19 protein-coding genes are annotated in these 18,943 nt (G+C 63.8%); all 19 read right to left on the minus strand.

Annotated features, from left to right (window positions below; genetic code table 11):
- Nucleotides 1–22: 22 nt before the first annotated feature.
- On the minus strand, nucleotides 23–1,666 hold the full coding sequence (locus AC0NIL_RS10055) for an MFS transporter (RefSeq protein ID WP_063168926.1): 1,644 nt from the start codon (nucleotides 1,664–1,666) through the stop codon (nucleotides 23–25).
- 228 nt (nucleotides 1,667–1,894) lie between these two features.
- Nucleotides 1,895–2,161, minus strand: coding sequence for a flagellar biosynthesis protein FliQ (gene fliQ / locus AC0NIL_RS10060; RefSeq protein WP_013529773.1), 267 nt, complete (start codon nucleotides 2,159–2,161; stop codon nucleotides 1,895–1,897).
- A gap of 24 nt (nucleotides 2,162–2,185) precedes the next feature.
- On the minus strand, nucleotides 2,186–2,593 hold the full coding sequence (gene flgD / locus AC0NIL_RS10065) for a flagellar hook assembly protein FlgD (RefSeq protein WP_013529774.1): 408 nt from the start codon (nucleotides 2,591–2,593) through the stop codon (nucleotides 2,186–2,188).
- Nucleotides 2,593–3,036 (minus strand): flagellar biosynthesis repressor FlbT, encoded by a 444-nt coding sequence (gene flbT, locus AC0NIL_RS10070; protein WP_064995636.1) that lies wholly within the window; start codon nucleotides 3,034–3,036, stop codon nucleotides 2,593–2,595. The genes flgD and flbT overlap by 1 nt, the downstream gene beginning before the upstream one ends.
- Nucleotides 3,033–3,380 carry a flagellar biosynthesis regulator FlaF gene (gene flaF, locus AC0NIL_RS10075; protein ID WP_013529776.1) on the minus strand — a complete coding sequence of 116 codons (348 nt, stop codon included), beginning with the start codon at nucleotides 3,378–3,380 and terminating at the stop codon, nucleotides 3,033–3,035. The genes flbT and flaF overlap by 4 nt, the downstream gene beginning before the upstream one ends.
- A gap of 31 nt (nucleotides 3,381–3,411) precedes the next feature.
- Entirely contained in the window at nucleotides 3,412–4,455 is a 1,044-nt protein-coding gene (locus AC0NIL_RS10080; protein ID WP_013529777.1) for a flagellar hook-associated family protein, read from the minus strand.
- 4 nt (nucleotides 4,456–4,459) lie between these two features.
- Nucleotides 4,460–5,914 carry a flagellar hook-associated protein FlgK gene (gene flgK, locus AC0NIL_RS10085; RefSeq protein WP_063173019.1) on the minus strand — a complete coding sequence of 485 codons (1,455 nt, stop codon included), beginning with the start codon at nucleotides 5,912–5,914 and terminating at the stop codon, nucleotides 4,460–4,462.
- 27 nt (nucleotides 5,915–5,941) lie between these two features.
- Nucleotides 5,942–7,201, minus strand: a complete 1,260-nt coding sequence (locus AC0NIL_RS10090) for a flagellar hook protein FlgE (RefSeq protein ID WP_013529779.1) — start codon at nucleotides 7,199–7,201, stop codon at nucleotides 5,942–5,944.
- A 79-nt stretch (nucleotides 7,202–7,280) separates the two neighbouring features.
- A complete protein-coding gene (locus AC0NIL_RS10095) occupies nucleotides 7,281–7,949 on the minus strand; it encodes a response regulator transcription factor (protein ID WP_013529780.1) in 669 nt (222 codons plus the stop codon).
- A 223-nt stretch (nucleotides 7,950–8,172) separates the two neighbouring features.
- The gene (locus tag AC0NIL_RS10100) at nucleotides 8,173–8,760 is read right to left on the minus strand and encodes a transglycosylase SLT domain-containing protein (protein ID WP_275954452.1); all 588 of its coding nucleotides are present in this window, start codon (nucleotides 8,758–8,760) and stop codon (nucleotides 8,173–8,175) included.
- Complete coding sequence (fliK, locus tag AC0NIL_RS10105) at nucleotides 8,690–10,066, minus strand: flagellar hook-length control protein FliK (RefSeq protein ID WP_275954451.1); 1,377 nt, start codon at nucleotides 10,064–10,066, stop codon at nucleotides 8,690–8,692. Before fliK ends, AC0NIL_RS10100 begins: the two co-directional genes overlap by 71 nt.
- Nucleotides 10,063–11,445 (minus strand): hypothetical protein, encoded by a 1,383-nt coding sequence (locus AC0NIL_RS10110; RefSeq protein ID WP_063173017.1) that lies wholly within the window; start codon nucleotides 11,443–11,445, stop codon nucleotides 10,063–10,065. The genes fliK and AC0NIL_RS10110 overlap by 4 nt, the downstream gene beginning before the upstream one ends.
- A complete protein-coding gene (locus AC0NIL_RS10115) occupies nucleotides 11,442–12,779 on the minus strand; it encodes a MotB family protein (RefSeq protein WP_013529784.1) in 1,338 nt (445 codons plus the stop codon). The genes AC0NIL_RS10110 and AC0NIL_RS10115 overlap by 4 nt, the downstream gene beginning before the upstream one ends.
- Nucleotides 12,776–13,402, minus strand: coding sequence for a hypothetical protein (locus AC0NIL_RS10120; RefSeq protein ID WP_013529785.1), 627 nt, complete (start codon nucleotides 13,400–13,402; stop codon nucleotides 12,776–12,778). The genes AC0NIL_RS10115 and AC0NIL_RS10120 overlap by 4 nt, the downstream gene beginning before the upstream one ends.
- A 3-nt stretch (nucleotides 13,403–13,405) precedes the next feature.
- A complete protein-coding gene (gene fliF / locus AC0NIL_RS10125) occupies nucleotides 13,406–15,052 on the minus strand; it encodes a flagellar basal-body MS-ring/collar protein FliF (protein ID WP_013529786.1) in 1,647 nt (548 codons plus the stop codon).
- A 134-nt stretch (nucleotides 15,053–15,186) separates the two neighbouring features.
- Nucleotides 15,187–16,251 (minus strand): flagellin N-terminal helical domain-containing protein, encoded by a 1,065-nt coding sequence (locus tag AC0NIL_RS10130; protein ID WP_024502691.1) that lies wholly within the window; start codon nucleotides 16,249–16,251, stop codon nucleotides 15,187–15,189.
- Between the two features lie 267 nt (nucleotides 16,252–16,518).
- Nucleotides 16,519–17,520, minus strand: coding sequence for a flagellin N-terminal helical domain-containing protein (locus tag AC0NIL_RS10135; RefSeq protein ID WP_013529788.1), 1,002 nt, complete (start codon nucleotides 17,518–17,520; stop codon nucleotides 16,519–16,521).
- Between the two features lie 200 nt (nucleotides 17,521–17,720).
- Complete coding sequence (gene fliP, locus AC0NIL_RS10140; RefSeq protein WP_013529789.1) at nucleotides 17,721–18,452, minus strand: flagellar type III secretion system pore protein FliP; 732 nt, start codon at nucleotides 18,450–18,452, stop codon at nucleotides 17,721–17,723.
- Complete coding sequence (locus tag AC0NIL_RS10145) at nucleotides 18,449–18,943, minus strand: flagellar basal body-associated FliL family protein (protein WP_013529790.1); 495 nt, start codon at nucleotides 18,941–18,943, stop codon at nucleotides 18,449–18,451. The genes fliP and AC0NIL_RS10145 overlap by 4 nt, the downstream gene beginning before the upstream one ends.

The raw sequence follows: 18,943 nt of genomic DNA on the forward strand, positions 1-18,943 counted from the left end.
GCGGGCAAAAGGGGTTACGGGCTTAATGCTCGATCGGCCCCTTGGCCATCACAAGCGCCGTGCCGGCGGTGGTCGGGCGCTCGATCATGCGTCGTACGCGGGGCGGTTCGTCGCCGCTGTGCAGGGCCCGCACGCGTTCGCCGATGACGGCGTCGGCATGGGTGATGCGTCCATTGTGCCTGATATACTCGATCCAGGTCGGCGTGTGATAATGCTCGATCCATACGGTGGGATTCTCGAGATCGCGCGCCAGCGTCCAGTTGCGGGCGCCGTCACGGCGGCGGATGCGGCCGCGTTCGGCCATGATGGCGAGGAACTCCGGTTCGTCCTCGTGGCGGATCACATATTCGATCATGATGGCGATGGGACCACTGCGCGGCTTCAGGTCAAGCGCCAAATGCGGTTCCTTGAAGCGATTGAGCGGGTCGAGGTTGAGCACCTGCTGTTGCGGCAGCGGGAGCAAAAGACCGATGGCGCCGCCGGCCAGCATGGCGATGCTGGCGGCGATCAGCGCGGTTTCGGCGCCATGCGCGTCGGCGACGACGCCCCAGATCCAGCTGCCGAGCGCGATGCCGCCGAAGGTCGCGGTCTGGTAGACCGACAGCACCCGGCCGACCACCCAGCGCGGCGTCGCCATCTGCACCGTGACGTTGAAATGCGAAAGCGCGATCACCCAGCAGGCACCGCCGACAAGCAGGCCGAGCGATGTCTGCCAGGCATGCTGGCTGACGGCGGCATTGAAGGCGCAGACGGCGAAGCCGGCGAACGCACAGCGCACCATCGTCTCGCTGGAGAGCAACTGCCGCAGCCTGACGCTGATCAAGGCGCCGCCGACCGCGCCTATGCCGAAGGCGCCGAGCATGATGCCATAGGTCAGCGCATCGCCCTTGACGACATCGCGCGCCACCAGAGGCAGCAACGCAAGCACAGCGCCTGCACTGAAGCCGAACGCAGCACCCCTGACCAGCACCTTGCCGATGTTGGGCGACATGGCGACATAGCGCAGGCCGGCGCCCATGGCGGCCCCCAGCGACTCGCGCGGCAAGGTCGATACCGGCACGTTCGGCTTCCAGCGCGCCAGCACGACGATCAGGCCGATATAGCTCACCGCGTTCGCCGCGAAGGCGGCTGCCGCACCGGCGGCGGCGACGATGATGCCGCCGATCGCCGGACCGACGCTGCGCGTCAGGTTAAAGCCCATCGAATTGAGGGCGACGGCCGCCGGCACCTTGTTGCGGGGAACGATATCGCCGACGGAGGCTTGCCATGATGGGCTGTTGAGCGCGGTGCCGCTGTCGATCAGAAAGGTGAAGGCAAGCAGCGTCCATGGCGTGATCAGGCCCGAATAGGTGAACAGGGTCAGAAGCACCGACACCACCAGCATGAAGGTCTGGGCGACCAGCATCACCTTGCGCCGGTCGAAACTGTCGGCGATGGCGCCGGCGACCAACGCAAACAGCATGATCGGCAAGGTGGTCGAAGCCTGGACAAGGGCCACCTGATAGGGCGAGGTGGCGATCGTGGTCATCATCCAGGCGGCGCCGACACCCTGGATCAGGCCACCGAAATTCGAGACGAGACTTGCGCCCCACACGGCGCGGAAAATGCCGTGCCGGAAGGGCGCCAGCGCCGAGACGCTCTCGCTGTCCGGCTTTTCGTCAATCATTTGGGATTCCTGCCATGTCGTGCCTGCCCGTCAGACAATCCGTTTGCGCAGACCGTTTGCCGAAAGTAGGGCATGGCGCCGCAAAGGGCAAAAAAGCTCATGGTCCAACAATGGGATAGAGGCGGTCCAGGCCTTGTCTGCCGTGCGTGCGGAGGCGCCGCGGGGATCGGCGGCGTCTGTCTTCGGACAATTACGACGACATGCCGCGGCACGCCTTCCCAAAACAGGTTAGAACCCGTTCTGGATGCGCTCGAAGATGACGTTGGTGAAGGCCGATATCTGGCTGCCGATGAAGGGGCCGGTCAGCGCCACCACCAGCATGATGGCGACGATCTTCGGCACGAAGGTCAAGGTGATTTCCTGCACCTGGGTCAGCGCCTGGATGAGGGCGATGCCGATGCCGACCACCATGGCGACCAGCACCACCGGAGCGGACGCGACGAGCACCGTCCATACCGCGTACTGGACGATGTCGAGAGCGTCGGCCTCATTCATGGGACTGGCTCTCTGTCGAAAGCGTCAGCTTGCCGCCTTGACCGAAACTCCCGGACCGACCGCGACTTCGGTGCCGTTCTGCAGCACGGCGATGAGACCGTTGCTGGCGAGGCGCACCGAAGCCACGGTGCCCGTCGTCAGGCCGTCGGCGGAGGTTATCGAGCGCCCGATCAGTGCGTCGGCCTGCGACAGCGCCGAGGACTGCATGATCTGATTGAGCTTGGTGTTGGTCTGCACCGATTGCTCGACCTGCGAGAAGGTGGCGAGCTGGGCGACATACTGCGTCGAATCCATCGGCTTGGTCGGATCCTGGTTCTTCATCTCGGCGATCAGAAGCTTCAGGAAGGACTGGTAGTCGACTGCTGTCTTCGAGGTGGACGCGGTGGCCTGATTGGCGCCGGTTGGAATCGTCGTCGTCATGTCCACGTTCATCAGTATCGTGCTCCCACAGCCAACGGGCGCTCGGCACCCGAAATATCGTCATTGCCACCCAGCGCGCGGCGTTCGAGCGGATAAAGTGCGCGGATCGCCTTCAGCGCTTCGTAGATATGGTCCTCGCCGACCATGCGGTCGATCTGTTTCAGCGCGCTGCAGATCTGGCCGTCCTCGAAGCTTGCCAGAAGCAGCGGCAGCGAACGACGGAACATCTCGCGTGCGGCGGCGGCACCGGCCGGGTTCATCAGCATGACCTGCAGGATGAAATAAAGCTGCTTGAGCGGTGTCGAGGCATCTTCGGCCTGGATCACGTGGTTTTCGAGCAGGAACTGGACGTCGTTCATCAATTCGACGGTGACCTTGCGGTCGACCCGGATGACGGCGCCGTTGATGTAGATCTTTTCGTTCGGCTTCAGCGATATCTTCAGCGTGTTGGTCATTGAATGCCGTCCCTGATGATCTGGGACACCTCGATCAGCCCTTCGAAATTGTTGGTGCGGCCCTGACGGATGTCCTCCGCCTCGCGCAGCAGCCACAGGCCGATGGAAATGAGGTTGGCGCGCAGTTCCTTTGGCAGGGCGTTGTCGCTGGAGCCAAGATCCTCGACGAAGGCGGTCCAGACGCGGTTGGTGAAGTGAAGCGCCTCTATCGCCTCCATCGAACCGTGGCCGGCCACTGCTGCCGCCGCCAGCATGTCGATCGAGCGGGTCAGAAGCTCGCGCTCGCGGTCCTTCGCGTCGGCAACGGAGTTGCTCTGGATGTCGGCGTAAGAGAATTGGTACATCGTTGGGGCTCTACCGTTCCGTTAAGCGTTGTCAGGTCAGGTAATTCAACAGGCTGAGCTGCTGCAGGCGTGCGGTCAACGCGAAAGACGTTTCGATGTGCTGTGTCAGATCCGCGACCCGTGTCGCGGCTTCGGCCGGATCGACGGCTTCCAGGTCGAGAATGTGCCGTTCGAAAAGGTCGACCTGCGTTTTCATCCGATCGTTGGCATCGGAAACCCGCTTCTGGACGATGCCGGTCTCGGATTGAAGCTGGCCAATGCCGCTCAGCGCTTCGCCAACCAATGTGGTGGAGCGGCTGACAACCGTATTCTTCGCCGCCTGGCTGATGTTGCTGGACATCAGGCTGCTGACCATGGCTGCCGCCATTGCGAGCTTCTGGATGCCGGCGCTGTTGGCGCTGGTCGACGTCGGTGTGGTTTCGTTGAGTGCGATGCGGCTGACGATCTGCTGGTCGGTGGCGTTCGACCAGTTGCCCTGCCAACCAGCGCCCGTGAACTGCGGGGCGACATCATTGGTGATGAAATCGTCCATCTGGGCAGCCGTGATGTCGGCCGCGAGCGGATCATCCTGGGTGAAGCCGAAATTGGCGACGAAAGCGGCGTCGAATGCCGCCTTGGCGGGGGAGCCGGCAGCTGTGAAGTCGTTGATTGGCTTGACGTCGGTGTTGGTGCCGGCGAACAGGTATTCGCCATTGACGCTGGTGTTGAGGATCGAGGTCAGCTGCTGGATGGTCGCCTTGCCGGAGGATTGGGTGAGGCTGTTGGACGAGTCGCTTGAGGAGGCGGTGGTCAGGGCGGACAGGAACGTCTGAGCGGCGGTCGAGAGTTGACCAAGCGAGGTCTGCGTCGAGGAGAGCCGGGCGCCGACCAGGCCGTTGGAATCGATGATGACGTTGAGCCGGTCAAGATCGCGCTGGAAAGTGACGGCCTGGGTGGTGCGCCCGCCGAGAGCCAGGCCGACGTCGGCGACCCTGCCCGTCGAGGATTCTTTCGTGGCTTTGACGAGTTCGGCCTGCATGCGCATCTGCTGGGAGCGCATGGCATTGGAGATTGCGGCCGAGGAGACTGAAGTCATGGAATTATCCCACCGCGTTGAGCAAGGCCGTCATCATGTCGTCGACGGTTTTCATCATCCGGGCCGATGCCTGGTAGGTGTGTTCGAGGTCGAGCAGCAGCGACATTTCCTGGTCGACATTGACCCCGGTCGCGTTGGACAGCGCCTCGGCGCTGCGCGACGCCAGTGCTTCCTTGGCGTCGGAGGCGGTCGAAGCCTGCTGGCGCACGCCCTCGAACCAGCCGATCGAACTGGCGGCGTAGTCGGACACGCTGGACGTTGCCGAAACCCCGGCGGCGGGGTCGAAAGTCATCGGCTGGTCGAGCCGGTCGCCATAGGCAACCAGAAGGGTGGAATAGGATGCGCCACCGCCCGTGTTGGCGACGTAGGCCGCACCGTTGGCTCCGCCGTCGCGCAGCAGCATCGGGTTGCCGCCGGTGCCCGGGTCCATCGCTGCATTGACGCTGATGGACGCGGCAAGGCCGTTGACCAGCGTGCCGGCCGCCGGCACGGCCGGCGCACCAGACCAGGTGAACAGGCCGGCGGCGTTGGCCATCGAGGGTGCGGTCTCGGCAAAGGCTGTGATCAGGCCACGCGCGGTCTCGTCGAGCTGGCTCTGCATGGTCGAGGCGACGCCGTCGCGCAATTGCAGCAGGCCGGCAAGCGTGCCGCTGGCGCTGGTGTTGCCACCGGCTCCCGCCGAGATCGGCACATTGTCGATGTAGACGGCATTGCCGGCGGCACCCGCGGTATAGCCTGCCGACGCCGCGAAGGTGACCGTGCGCGGTATCGTCTCGAACAAGGTCGTGCCGTCGCCGGTGGTGATGACCATGTCATTGTCGCCTCGCGTGAAGGTCGACACCGGGACATAGTTCGAAATCTTCTTCAAAAGCGCATCGCGCTGGTCGAGCGCATCGGAAACGTCGGTGCCGGAACGGGTTCCGGACATGACGGCCGTGTTGGCATCCTGGAATTGGCCGAGCAGCGAGTTCAGGTCGTCGACGGCGGTGGCAATCTGACCGTCGGTCTGGGTGCGGAAATCCTGGACTGCCTTGGAGCCCTCATTGAGCGAGCGCACGACCTGTTTGGCGGCGTCGATGACGGAGGCGCCGAGGTTCTGATTCGACGGCGAGGTGGCGTAGAGCTGCAGCGCCTGCTGCAGGTTGGCGATCGCAGTCGAGGGCGAGGACGCATTGTCGACGCCATTGACCGCAACACCCAACTGATCCATGCCGTTGTAGAGAGCGTTCTGGCCGCTCCAGGCCGATAGCGCGGCGAGATTCTGGCGAAACAGAAGCTCGTTGGCTGCGCGCTGGATATCGACCGAGCGCGCACCCGGCGCCGTGCTGGTGACGACGGCCTGGCGCCGCGAATAGTCCGGGTTGGAGGCGTCGGCGACATTGCGCGAGACAACGCTGGTCTGTCGCGCGGTGTTCATAAGCGCCGACTGGGCGATACTCAATGCGGTAGACAGTGACATGCGGGTCTTTCGCGGGCGACGCCCGTCTTATCTCTTCAGGTTGACAAGGACGTCCATCAGATCGGAACCGGTCTGGAAGACTTTCGAATTGGCGGTGTAGCTGCGCTGTGCCGCGATCATGTTGGTCAGTTCTTCGGCGATATCGACGTTGGAATTCTCGAGCGCGCCGGAGATGATGGAGCCGAGCTTGCCTTCATTGGCAAAGCCGACACGAACCGCGCCGGACTCGGTGCCTTGCGAATAGACGTTGCCAGGCAGCGCCTTGAGCTGGTCCGGGCTCTGTACGTCGGCCAGCGGGATCTTGTAGAGCGGCTTGGTCGAGCCGTCCTTGTACTGGGCGTAGATGGTGCCGTCCTTGCTGATCTGGACCTTGTCGATGGTGCTCGGTGCGTTGCCGTTGACCTGGGCGTCGGAAACCGTGAAGCCGGTGCCAAGCTGGGTCAGCGCCGACAGATCGAGATTGAGGGTGGCGCCGTTCGGCACGGTAAATGAAACGTTGGTGGGCGTGCCGGTGAGCTTGCCGGTGGTGGTGTCGAAGGTCAGGTTGGCCGAGCCCAGCAAGCCGCCGGCGGTGTAGGGGAACGATGTTCCAGCGGTGGCCTTCGACTGATCGAAGACCGCCACCTGCCAGGTGCCGGCGCCGGTGTTGGTGAAATAGACGTCGAGCAGCTTCTTGTTGCCGAGATTGTCGTAGGCGACCATGGAGGATTTCGACGTGTATTGCGCGGTCGCAGCGTTGGCGGCGGGCAGGTTGGCGGTCGCGACCGGGGTCGCACCCGCCGGCAGGTTGCCGGCAAAGCTGCCCTCGGTGCTCGGCGTTGCGGTCATGCCCTGGTCGGAGATGACAACCGGGACCAATCCCTCGAAGCCGTTGACCGTCGCTGCCGGTACGCCGTTCTCGTAACTGTAGGCCATCAGCTGGAAGCCGGCCGAGTTGACAAGCCTGCCCTGACCGTCGGGAACGAAAGCGCCGGCTCGGGTCAGATAGGGGGTACCGCTCGGATCCTGAACGACAAAGAAGCCATCGCCGCTGACGGCAAGGTCGGAAACCGAGGTCGTGTACTGAAGCACGCCCGGATCGCTGACCGCCTGACGGATCGTCGTGGTGACGCCGCCGGAATTGTAGGCGCCGCCGGTCGACGGCATGACCAGCGTCGAAAATTCGGCGGAGGACCGCTTGTAACCCGTGGTATCTGAATTGGCGATGTTGTCGGCGACCGTCGACAGGCGGTTTGCCTGCGCGTTCATGCCGGAAACGCCGGTCCGCATCATTCCATAGAGGCTCATCGAAACGTCTCCGCTGTGTCCATGCTGCTGGCTGCGAGGCTACGCATGTTTTCTTGCGCGAGGCTGGCGCGGCGCTGCATCAGAAGACGAGCCGGTAGCCGAGGAAACGCTTGGAATCGATCGGGTCGGTGCCCAGCTTCTCGCGCAGCTTCTTGCGCAGTTTGCTGATGTGGCTTTCCACCACGTTCTCCTCGACCTCTTCGTCGAAGATGCCGTAGATGGCGTTGAAGACCTGGGTCTTGGTGACCCGGCGCCCGCGATTGCTCGCCAGATATTCGAGGATGCGGCGCTCGCGGCGCGGCAGGGGGAGGGGCTGACCGTCGATCTCGGGGTCGCGGCCGTCCATGAAGATGCGCATGGCGCCGATCTCGGTGTAGGCGACGTCTTCCTGGGCGCGGCGGCGGATCGCGGTGATGCGGGCCAGGATCTCACGGATATGGACGGGCTTGCGAATGACGTCATCGACGCCGCTCTCGAACAACCGCAGCGTGTTCTCCAGCGAATGCTGTTCGCTCAGCGCAATCACCGGGGCCCCGGTGCGGTCGCGGATCTGGCGCGGAGAGATGGAACCTTCGCGGCAATCGCCGATGAGGAAGGCCCTGACCGAGCGCAGATCGGTGTCGGCGGCCGAATTCACCCACTCACCGAATTCGCCGGATGCAAAGCCTGCACAGGCGATGCCCTCACGATCGAAAAGTGAATTGTATCCCTCTGTTACGAGCTCGCGCTCGTCAACGATCACAATCATCGGCCCCGCCTTCCGAATCAAATCATTTGCCCCGTGAAGAGAGGCCTATCCGCTGGCGAGAATCCTGAACAACCGTCATTTCTTGTAGCTAGTTTCTTGGGAGTCTGGAATCGTATCGGTTGCATTAGCGTGCAGCCAGATACGCATTCGGCGCCAAGTTTTGGCCAGGCCAGAACAACAATTCGGGGTTGTGTGGTAGGTCTATCAGTAATGGGAAATGCGCTTATGGGTTGCAGAATCCGCGGGCGTTCGCGGTCCATTTTCCAAAGCCGGTGGCGACCATGTTGGCAATGACACGGCAGACATAGATCTTCTGCGCCGGGTCATTGTCGGGGCCGGCATGATAGCGGGCCACGGCCATCGACCAGGTCTCGTGACGGGCATGAAGACTGGCCAGGAAGCGCGCCGCATAGTCGACGTTCTGACGTGGGTCGAGCATGTCCTCGACGCTGCGAAAATGCGATGCGTGGTAGTGGTGGTTGATCTGCATGCAGCCCAGATCGATCAGGGTCTTGCCCTCGCGCCGGGCATTGGCGAAGGCGGCAAGGGCCTCGGTCCGGCTTCTGGGAAAGACTGCTTTTCCCTCTATATTCAAAGCGTTGGGTTGAAGGCTGCCCTTGTTGCCGGTCTCCGTCAGGCCAACGGCATAAAGGATGCCGGGGGGAACGCCATAGCGGTCGGCGGCGCGCAGGATTTCCGGCTCGCAAGGGTTGGTCGTGGCTGCGGCAGCTGTTACCGCGCTAGATAAAGATATCGCCGCCAGCGCGCTCGCGAGAAGGCGAAGTGCCGCGGCCGTAGTCCTGCGCGTCATCGTTGCGGTTCCCTGAGGATTGCTGACCCGGTTGCTGGCCGCCGGCTCCACCATTGCCGCCGCCCGAATTCCCCGGTTGAAAGGGTGCTGGATCGCGGCCTGTTGCCGCCGCCAACGGAGCGGTTGCATCCGTCCGGGTTGCAGCGGGAACTGCTACCGAAGGTTGCAGTATCGTGACCTTGTCAACCTCGAAGCCGAGCCGTCGCAGCGACTTGACGATGGCCTCGCTGTCGGCGGACAGCCGACGATAGGCATCGTGTGTTTCAGGCTTCAGCTCAATCGAAAGTTGTTCCCCGGAGAGGCGAAGATTGGCCGTCACCATGCCGAGTTCGGCAGGGTGAAGTTCGATCTTCAACACATGTGTCGGAACGGCAACAGAGCTGGCCAGATGGGTGGTCGTGGGTGAGGCTGAAAGCGCCTTTTGCGGCCCGGCGTCGGCGGCTATGGCGTTGATCACATTGAGGGCCGCCTGGCTGATGGGACCCTGCGGCGGCGCGGGGAAGCTCCGTTCCGACACCACGTCGATGCGCGCGGCGGACAGGGACTGTTTTCCCGCTTCGGGACGCATCGAGGACCGCACATCCTCGATGCTCCTCATCGCATTCGTGGTGGGCTTCGACGGCACGCCGGGCACATCGGCAGCCGGCGCGTCCGACAGCTTCTGGGCCGCCGCTGTGACGTCGCGTTTTGGCGCGCTGGAGGCAGCGCTCGGCGACTGACCGTCAAGCGCCGTCAAAGGTCCGTCGACGGTCGACGCCTGCTCCGCCTTCGACACGGTTTCGAGTGCTTCGCGTCCGCCCGACGATTTTGAGCGGTAGGTCTTTGGCAGTGCAGCCTGTCCGCCGAGCGCCGGGTCCGACGGAATCTCGCCGGTGGCCGCATTGCCCCCCGCTGCCTTGGCCGCTGTCGAGAAATGCCGCAGGTCATGAAACGCGATCAGCAGCGGCAGGTCGTCCTGAAGCGGCGCGGTATCCGACGCCGTCTGTTCGGCGTCGGCCTTATGCGCCTTTGCTTCCAAATCGTCCTTGCCGGTTTTCACGCTTGCGCCTTTGGCCGAGGTGGTCCTTCCGGGCTCGGCCGATGCCGGTTCGACCTTGGCGCCATGCCCGGCGAGGCCGGCAGCGAGCTTGCTCCAGCGCCGGTCGCGCGATCCCGCCTCTGTCGACGCCTGCCGTTCCGGGCGGGCATCGTCGCGCAGCATTTTGCCGAAGCCGGCGTCATCGTTTCTGCCGTTCGCGGCCGGCTGCTCCGACGTCGCGCGCGTGGAGGCAAATCCTGGCAAGGCCGAGCCGAGGCTGGTGGTCATTTGGGGGCGGCTCCAAGCATCTGGTCGATCAGGTCGAGCTGTCGACGTGTTCTGGTCATGGCGGCGTCGGTCGGATCGGCGGGCTCTGGACCGGCGGCGGGCGAAGGTGCCGACGCCGGCACGACGGTCGCAGGCTCGGCGGAGGTGGCTGCAACTGCCGCCGTGTCCGGCGCATTGGCGGCCGATCCGCCGGAGGCCGCGGTGGCGGCGGGTTGCTCCGAGATGGCGCCTTCGACCGGTGGCAAGCCACTGTCATCGGCGTTTTGCGGCGTGGCGATCTCGGGAGCCGGAGGTTGCTCGGCCGCGACAGGGGCAGGCTTTTCCGCCGGAAGGGCGGTGGGCGGCGCGACGACCTCGCCGGCAATGGCCTGAGCGGCGTCGAGCAAGGCGCGGTCGCCCTCCGACAGCCGGCTGCGATCGATCTTGCCGAGCTTGGCACGAATGTCCTCGATTGTGCCAGAGGTGACGGTGGAAAGGCTGGCATAGAGCAGGGCGCGTGGATCGTCCTGATTGGTGTTGCCGTCACGGCCCTGCTCGGCCCGCGCCGAAGCGAAGGCCGAAAGGTCGTTCAGGCCGTCTATCGCGGCACGGCGGGCGATGCGCAGATAGATCACCTTCTCGCGCTCGGGATCCATCATCGAGGTGATGTCGCCCAGCTTGTCCTGGCTGATCGACATGTGCAGCGCGATGACGCCGGAGACAAAGGAGTCCGCGAACTGGCTGGCATAGGGCGAATAGAGGTAGCGCTCGACATACTGGGTGGAAGCAAGGGCGAAACGTGCCGCGTCGCCTTGCGCGACTGCAAGGCCGACCGAACGGCGAAGTGCCGCCTCCTCGACCAGCGTGCCGGGGCTGAGCAATCTTGCCTCGTCGAGCAGACCGAGTGCGGTCGCCGGTTGATCGCCGGCAAGCAGCGAGCCTTTGACCAAAGCGAGGAAGGCGCCGAGATCCGGAGGCAGCGCCATGGGATCGATCGGCCTCAAGGCTTCGATAGCCTTGCCGGGCCGGCCGTTGAGGTACTCAATCACGCCTTTGGCGATGGCAAGGCTTTGCGGGTCCGCCGTAGCGCGCGACGTGGCTGCTTCGACGGTCACCGGGTTGCCGCCGCTCATGCCGTAGACAAGCAGGGCCCGAAAATTCTTGGGATCCTTGTAGTCCTCGGCATTCGCCGCGCGCAGGCGCGCATCCGTCATCTCGAGCAGCTTGGCCTGCATCGGCAGGGCGGCATGATCGCCGGCGGCTATGCGGTCCTGGATGAGTTGCAGCGAGCGCACCAGCTGATACGGCTGCAGGGCCTCCTGGGCGAAACCAGTGGACGGGTGTCCGCCGGCCAGCAGCAACAGGCCAATCAACCGGCGGGTGACGGCCGCTCGCTTCATCCGCCGGTCGCCATCAGGATCTCGATGCGGCGGTTCGCGGCCGCCAATGGATCGGCTGCTATTTTCGGCTGGCGGTCCGCGAAACCGGCGACCTCGGTGATGCGGCGTTCGTCGACGCCGCCGCGCACGAGCATGTAGTACGCGGAATGCGCGCGCGCCGTCGACAGCCGCCAATTGTCGTAGCTGTCGCTGCGGAACGGCCGGGCATCGGTGTGGCCGTTGATGCTGATGGTGCCCTTCTGGCTGTTGACGATGCGGCCGATCTTCTCCATTGCCAGCACCAGTTCGCGTCTCGGCAACGCCGAGCCGACCTCGAACATGCCGAAGTCGAGCTGATCGGTGATCGAGATGACGACGCCCTTGTCGGTGGCTTCGACCGAGACGCCGTCGTGCAGCTTGTCGCCAGGCTTGAAAGCATCGGCCAACTGCCGCTTGACGTCGGCCGCTGCCTTCACGGCAGCAGCGGTTGGCGCCTTCTCCCCGATGTCGGGCTGGACGGCCTTTTGCGCCTCAGGCTCAGCCTTCGCTACCGCGGCCTTGGTGCCGTCCGGTTTGGTCTCGCCGGCCAATGCCGTGGCAGGGTTCGCGGCCTGTTTACTGGTCGCGTCCTTTGCCAGTGGTTCGAGCGGTGCCGCGACAGGCGGCACGGCTTTGACTTTGAGCACCTGCGTTTCGGCGGTCTTGTCGCCGGGCTTGGCCGGATCGCCCTCGATCTTGGTGCGCTGGGCGCTGGCCTCGGCGCCGGGCGCCGCGACCTGCTGCGACCAGAAATCCGGCTCGAAAGGATCGCGGTAGGAGGCGCCACCGGAGGCGCCGGTAGCCGGGCCGGCAGCCTGCACGCCGCCATCGCCTTTCTGGCTGACATTCTGCATGACGCCGGTATCTGTGGCGATTTCCGAAAGCACCGCGTAGGGGTCGGCGAAGAGATGGTCGTCGGAGTGTTCCGCCTGCTGTGGCTCCTGCTTGTCCTGCTTGCGCTCCGACGCGCCCGCGCCGGCATTGCCGTTCTGTCCGGCTTTGCTGGTCGCCTCTTGCGGATCGTCGGCCGTCAGTCCCATGGCGCGCGGGCCGTCGCCGAGATCCTCCAGGCCCTTGCGGCTCGAATTGCGGTCGACCAGCTTGACCGGGTTGAAGTAGCTGGCGACGGCTGCCTTGGTCTGCTCGTTGGCGGCGTTGATCAGCCACATGACCAGGAAGAAGCACATCATGGCCGTCATGAAGTCGGCGAAGGCGATCTTCCAGACGCCGCCATGGTGGGCCTCGTCATGGTCGTCATGACTGCGCCGCACGATGATGATCTCGTGGCGGCCCTGATCGGCGTTGGCGACGCTCATGCCAGGACCTCCGAGAGGGTCGTCGACCATTCGGCCATGCGCGTTTCGAACACCGCCTCGTCGATAGCCACGGTCAGGTCGAAGCCTGGCGCCTCGACAAAATCGAGATTGGCGGCGCGGGGTCCGAGCGATGCCTTCAGTGTTTCGAACATCGAGAGCGGGCCGCGCACGACGATGCGCACAGCCTCGGCGTCGCCAACCGCTTCGCGGACGGCGTCTGCCAACGCATCGATCGAACGTTTCTGCAGATCGTCGCTGACGATGCCGCCGATGATGCGGGCGACCGTGCCGGCGACAAGTCCGGTCACGCGCGCCTCCATCGCATCGATGTGCAACGAGACCGCCTTGCCGACATCGTCGCCAAGGCTTTCGAGAAATATCCTTGCTTCCTCAGCACTGGCCTGGCGTTCGGCTTCGAGCGCGGCGTCATGCGCAGCCGCCAGGCGGCCCTCCAGCGCTGCCTCCGCCTGGGCAACCGCCTCGGCGATCAGCGTGCCGATATCGGCTTGTGGCGCCGGCGTCTCGGGCTTGTGTTCGGGATCGACTGCTGCCCGGGGCTGGCCGGCACGCTGCGCGCGCGTGCCGAAATCAGGCAGAAGGTCGAAGAGGGCTACGGAAGGCATGGTTTACACCGCCACTTCCTGGGAAGCCCATTTGCGCAGGATCTGCGCGGTGCGCTCCTCGTTGAGGTCGACCATCCTGGCAAGCCGGTCCTGCGGCGCCGGCCGGATCTTCTGGCGAAGATCGTCGAGCGGAGTGGGGCCTGGGCGTGTGCCTGGCAAGGCGCCAACCGCGGCATTGTCGGTGGCCGCCATTGCCTCCGGCGTCGGCAGCGAGCGCTGGACGTCGTCGAAGCTGGGACCTGCCAGGGCTGGAGCAGCCTTTGCCGTCAGCGCCGCGGCCATCGGCCTCAGGCCGAAGAAGGCCACCAGGAACACCACGACGATGAAGGCACCTGCATTGATCATCGTGCCGGCATGCTGGCCGATCGAATCGAGCATTCCCGCCTGCGGGATCGCCTCGCCATCCAGGCCATCGATGAACTCGACCGCCGAGACGTCGATGATGTCGCCGCGCTTTTCATCCAGGCCGGTGGCGGATGTGACCATCTTCTGGATCTCGGCGACGCGCTTGGCGATCTGCTCCGGTGTGGCATCCTTGCCGAGGATGGTCGTCAGCCGCTGCTGGTTGACGACCACGGCAATCGACATCTTGGTGACGGTGTAGCCGTTGGAGACGGTGGCGATCTTCTTGGAATTGATCTCGTAGTTGGTGATCTCTTCCCTGCGGTCGTTCTGCGAGGAGGATTGCGGGCCATCGGTGGCGGTTGCCTGGGTCTCGGGCAGGTTCTGCTCGACGCTGGCCGGAGTGGAAGCCTGCTTCTGGTTGTTGTTCTCGTTGGCGCGCACCGACTGCACCGAGCGCTCGACGCGGGAATTCGGATCGAAGATTGTCTCTTCCGTCTGGCGGGTGTCGGTGTTGACCTCGGCCTTGACGCTGGCGCGGAAATTGTCGGGGCCGAGATAGGCCGTCAGCGCACGGCGGATGTTGTCTCCGATCTGCGCCTCGACGGTCTGCTCGACGCCGAGCGTGCGGGCGGCGCTGGTGTTGGAAGGATCATCGCCTGCGGCCAGCAGATTGCCGCTGGAATCGAGCACCGTCACCTTGTCGGCCGACAGGCCGGGGACGGCGGCGGCGACGAGATGGCGGATCGACATGGCGCTCTTCTCGGCGTCGATGCCGGCGTAGCGGATGACCACGGAGGCCGAGGGCTGCTGCTCGTCGCGGCGGAAATTGGCGCGTTCGGACATGACGATGTGGACGCGCGCCGCCTTGATGCCCGATATCGACTGGATGGTGCGGGCGATCTCGCCTTCCAGCGCGCGTACGCGGGTGATCTGCTGCATGAACGAAGTGAGGCCGAGCGAGCCGACATTGTCGAACAGTTCGTAGCCGGCATTGGCGCTGGTCGGCAGGCCCTTTTCGGCGAGCAGCATGCGCGCCTGGGCGGTGGTGCCGGCCGGCACCAGAACCGAGGTTCCGTCGGCGCCGACATCGAAGCCGATACCGGCTTCGCCGAGCACCAGGCCGATCTGGTTCACGTCGGCGCGGTCGAGCCCGACATAGAGCGTGTCGTAGGCGGGGCGGTTGAGATAGACCGAGGCGATGCCGATGACGCCCATCACCAGAACGGCGATGCCCGCCAGCATGGCGAGGCGCTTCACGCCAAACCCGCGGAGATTCGAGATGATGCTCTGGATCTGTTCCGGCACGGTTCGACGACTCCCAGCATGATTGTCCGCCGAAACTCTAGTCTTCGAAGCTTGTGCGAAAATGAAATCGGGCCGCGCTTGCGGCGCGGCCCGTCAGTTGGGATGCGAAAGGAGGGCGCCGGTGGCGCCCGCGATTAGTTCTTGAACAGCGACAGGATCGACTGCGAGGAGCTGTTGGCGATCGACAGTGCCTGGATGCCGAGCTGCTGCTGCACCTGCAGGGCCTGGAGGCGGGTCGATTCCTTGTTCATGTCGGCGTCGACGAGCTGGCCGACGCCGCGGTCGATGGAGTCCATCAGGCTCTGTGTGAAGGTCTTCTGCAGGTCGATCGAGCTCTTGGCCGAACCGATGATGGTGGCGGAATCAGTCAACTGGGCCATGACCTTGTCCATCATGGTGACCATCTGGGTGATGATGCCGTCGGTCACCCCTGGGGCCGTGATGTCGAGGTTGTAGGCGGAAATATTATCGACCTTGGTGACCGCTCCCGCCGCCGTCTGGCCGGCAGTGTTCGCGGCGATATCCGTTCCTCCGCCCGCGATCACGCCAGCATAGGCGTTGTCATACAGGGTCTGGGCGGCGCCCGTGGAATAGATGGAGGTCTGGCGATCGAGGACGCCCTGGTTCTTGACCTCGGCGGCAAGGCCGTAGTCGAAAAGCTTGGTGCCCTCGACATTGATGTTGATCGTTCCGATCGAGACAGCGCCGGATGAAGAGCGATTGAATGAGGACACGATCTGCGAGTCGGGCTGGACGCCATCATTGGCGGACGTGACCTGCTTGGAGGTCACCGCGAGGAAATTCGAGCCGGAGAAGGTGGCCGCATCGGCAAAGGACTTCATCTGCGTTTGAAGCGCCTTGATCTCGGTCTGGGTCTTCGCCTTGGCGGCATCCGTCTGGCCGACCATGGACAACACCTTGGTCTTGATCTGGCCGATCGTCGTCAGCACGTTGGTGATGCCGGTGTAAGCGGCATCGACTTTCGAGGCGCCGAGGCCGAGTGCATCCTGCACCGTCGACAGGGCCGAATTGTCCGAGCGCATGGTGGTGGCGATCGACCAATAGGCGGCGTTGTCCGAAGCCTGCGAGACCCGATAGCCGGTCGATATGCGGGCCTGTGTCTGTTCGAGCGACTTGTTGGTGGCGCTGAGGCTTTGAAGTGCGGTTAACGCCGAGGCGTTGGTCATGATGCTCGCCAAGAAAGTCGCTCCTTCTCAAAAGCCGACATGCTCAGACATGCCGGATGGGCCTGTTCAACGATTGGCATCGTGCCGGTCGGACCGATTCGCCAACTGTCGTAAGCTATTGGTTAACCATAACTAGCGCGGCATGGTTAACAGCCTGTTAAAAGCTGGCTTTTGAGAGTTAAGGATCGAGGATTGTGCGGGGCTGGAGCAAACGCAAATAGGGCCGCGCTTTTGGCGCGGCCCGAATTTCTAGTGCGAACTGTGGTTGAGCGGAGGCGATCAGCCGCGGAAGAGCGACAGGATCGACTGCGAGGAACCGTTGGCGATCGACAGCGCCTGCACGCCGAGCTGCTGCTGGACCTGCAGGGCCTGCAGACGGGTCGATTCCTTGTTCATGTCGGCATCGACGAGCTGGCCGACGCCGCGGTCGATGGAGTCCATCAGGTCCGAGGTGAAGGTCTTCTGCAGGTCGATACTGCTCTTGGCGGCGCCGAGCGTGGTGGCCGAGTTGGTCATATCGGCGAGCGCGGAGTCGATGACGGTCAGCATCTGCTTGATCTGCGAATCGCTGGCAGCCGTGCCACCCGAGAAGATGGAAAGCGAGGCGGCCGAATAGGTGTCGGTGGCCAGTGCAGCCGCCCCTAGAGCTGTCTGCGTGCCGGAGACCGCTGCGGCCACACTGCCGTCGCTGCCGAGGCGGTACGTGTCAAGGATGCCCTTCGCGAGGCCCGAGGTGGTACCAGCTTCATAGAGCTTGATGCTTTCCACCTTGACGTCGATGGTCGAGATCGAAGATGCGCCGGCCGCGTCACGGTTGAAGGCCGAAAGGATCTTCACATCGGCAGCCGTCGTGGCTGTTGAGCCGCTGTCTACGGACAGCATGTTGGTGCCGGAGAAGGTGGCGCCGTCGGCGTAGGACTTCATCTGCGCCTGAAGAGCGGTGATTTCGGTCTGGGTCTTTTCCTTCGAGGCGTCCGTCTGGCCGTAGGAAGCCAGCAGCTTTGCCTTGATCTGGTTGATGGTGGAGATCGCGCTGTTCATGCCGGTATAGGCGGTGTCGACCTTCGAGGCGCCGAGGCCGAGAGCGTCCGAAACGGTGGACATTGCCTGGTTGTCGGAGCGCATCGTGGTGGCGATCGACCAGTAAGCGGCGTTGTCCGAGGCCTGCGAGACGCGATAACCGGTCGAGATGCGGGCCTGGGTGTCCTGGAGGGATTTGCTGGTGGCGTTAAGGCTCTGCAGAGCCGTCAACGCGGCGGAGTTCGTCATGATGCTGGACATGGTACTCGTACCTTGGTTTTTACAGGTGTTTTTTTGACATACCGGGCCTCCCGGTATGACGGTGCGGCATCATGCCAATGATCTCTGAAATCGATCACCCGCCATCTGCGAGCGAATATGCGGGCAAGTCCCTACCAAAGGGCTAAACCGGACGGTTAATCGAAAATATATTGCTGGAATTTCGAGCCGGCGCGGCAGTGTCAGTTGAAGGAGCGCACCAGGCTGCCGACAAGCAGGTTCCAGCCGTCGATCAGGACGAAGAACAGGATCTTGAACGGCAGCGACACCACCGTGGGCGGCAGCATCATCATGCCCATCGCCATCGTGATGGTGGCGACGATCAGGTCGATGACCAGGAACGGCAGCACGATCAGGAAGCCGATTTCGAAGCCGCGCCGGATCTCCGAGATCATGAAGGCGGGCACCAGGATGCGCAGGTCGACGGTGTCGCGCGAAACGGTCTGGCCGCGCTCGCGGGCGAGATCGGCGAAGAGGTCGAAATCCTTGTCACGCACATTGTGCAGCATGAAGGTGCGGAACGGATCGGAAATCTTGTCGAAGGCTTCGGTCTGGGTGATCTGGTTGTCCATCAGCGGCTTGACGCCGGTGTTCCAGGCCTGATCGAAGGTCGGCGCCATGACATAGAAGGTCATGAACAGCGACAGCGAAATCAGGATGAGGTTTGCCGGTGTCGACTGCAGGCCGATGCCGGCGCGCAGGATCGAGAAAGCGATGACGAAGCGGGTGAAGCTGGTCACCATGATCAGCAGGCCCGGCGCGACCGACAGAACAGTCAGCAGGCCGAACATCTGGATGATGTAGCCGACGGTGGTGCCGTCAGCCTTGCCGATGCCGCCGAGATCGAGCTGCTGAGCCGCCGCGATGGAGGTGGCGGCGGCGATCATGGCGGTGGCGAGAAGGAACTTTCTCATTCGAGCAGCAATGTCCTGATGAGTACCTGTTTGGCGTGACCCTGGCTGCGGATCGCGGCGCGTTCTTCGAGGTCGGCCTTCAGGTGCTGGTAGCCGCTGGCTCCCTCGATCTGATGCATCTTCAACGTGCGCACCAGGGCCAGGAGATCTTGGTGGATGTCATCCGACATTGCCTGTGGCTGCGGCGCGTCATAGACGACGGACACCTCCATCCTGATCCAGGTGCCGGCAGGCGAGGCGATGTTGGTGGTGATCGGCGCCAGCACGACAAGCATCGGGCCCAGGCCTGGTTGCTCGGCTGCGGCGGGCTGCATGATCTTACCTTCGTTCTCAGGCGCGACCGGTACCGACGCCGGTGCGCCGACGCCCTTGAGATAACCGCCGGACATCCAACCCACGCCAATGGCGGCCGCCGTCACAAGCAGCAGCATGCCGGCCTGAATGACAGGGGAGGGACCCTTGCGCGGCTGAACCTGTTCAATATTTGCCAC

Source organism: Mesorhizobium sp. WSM1343, assembly GCF_055901535.1.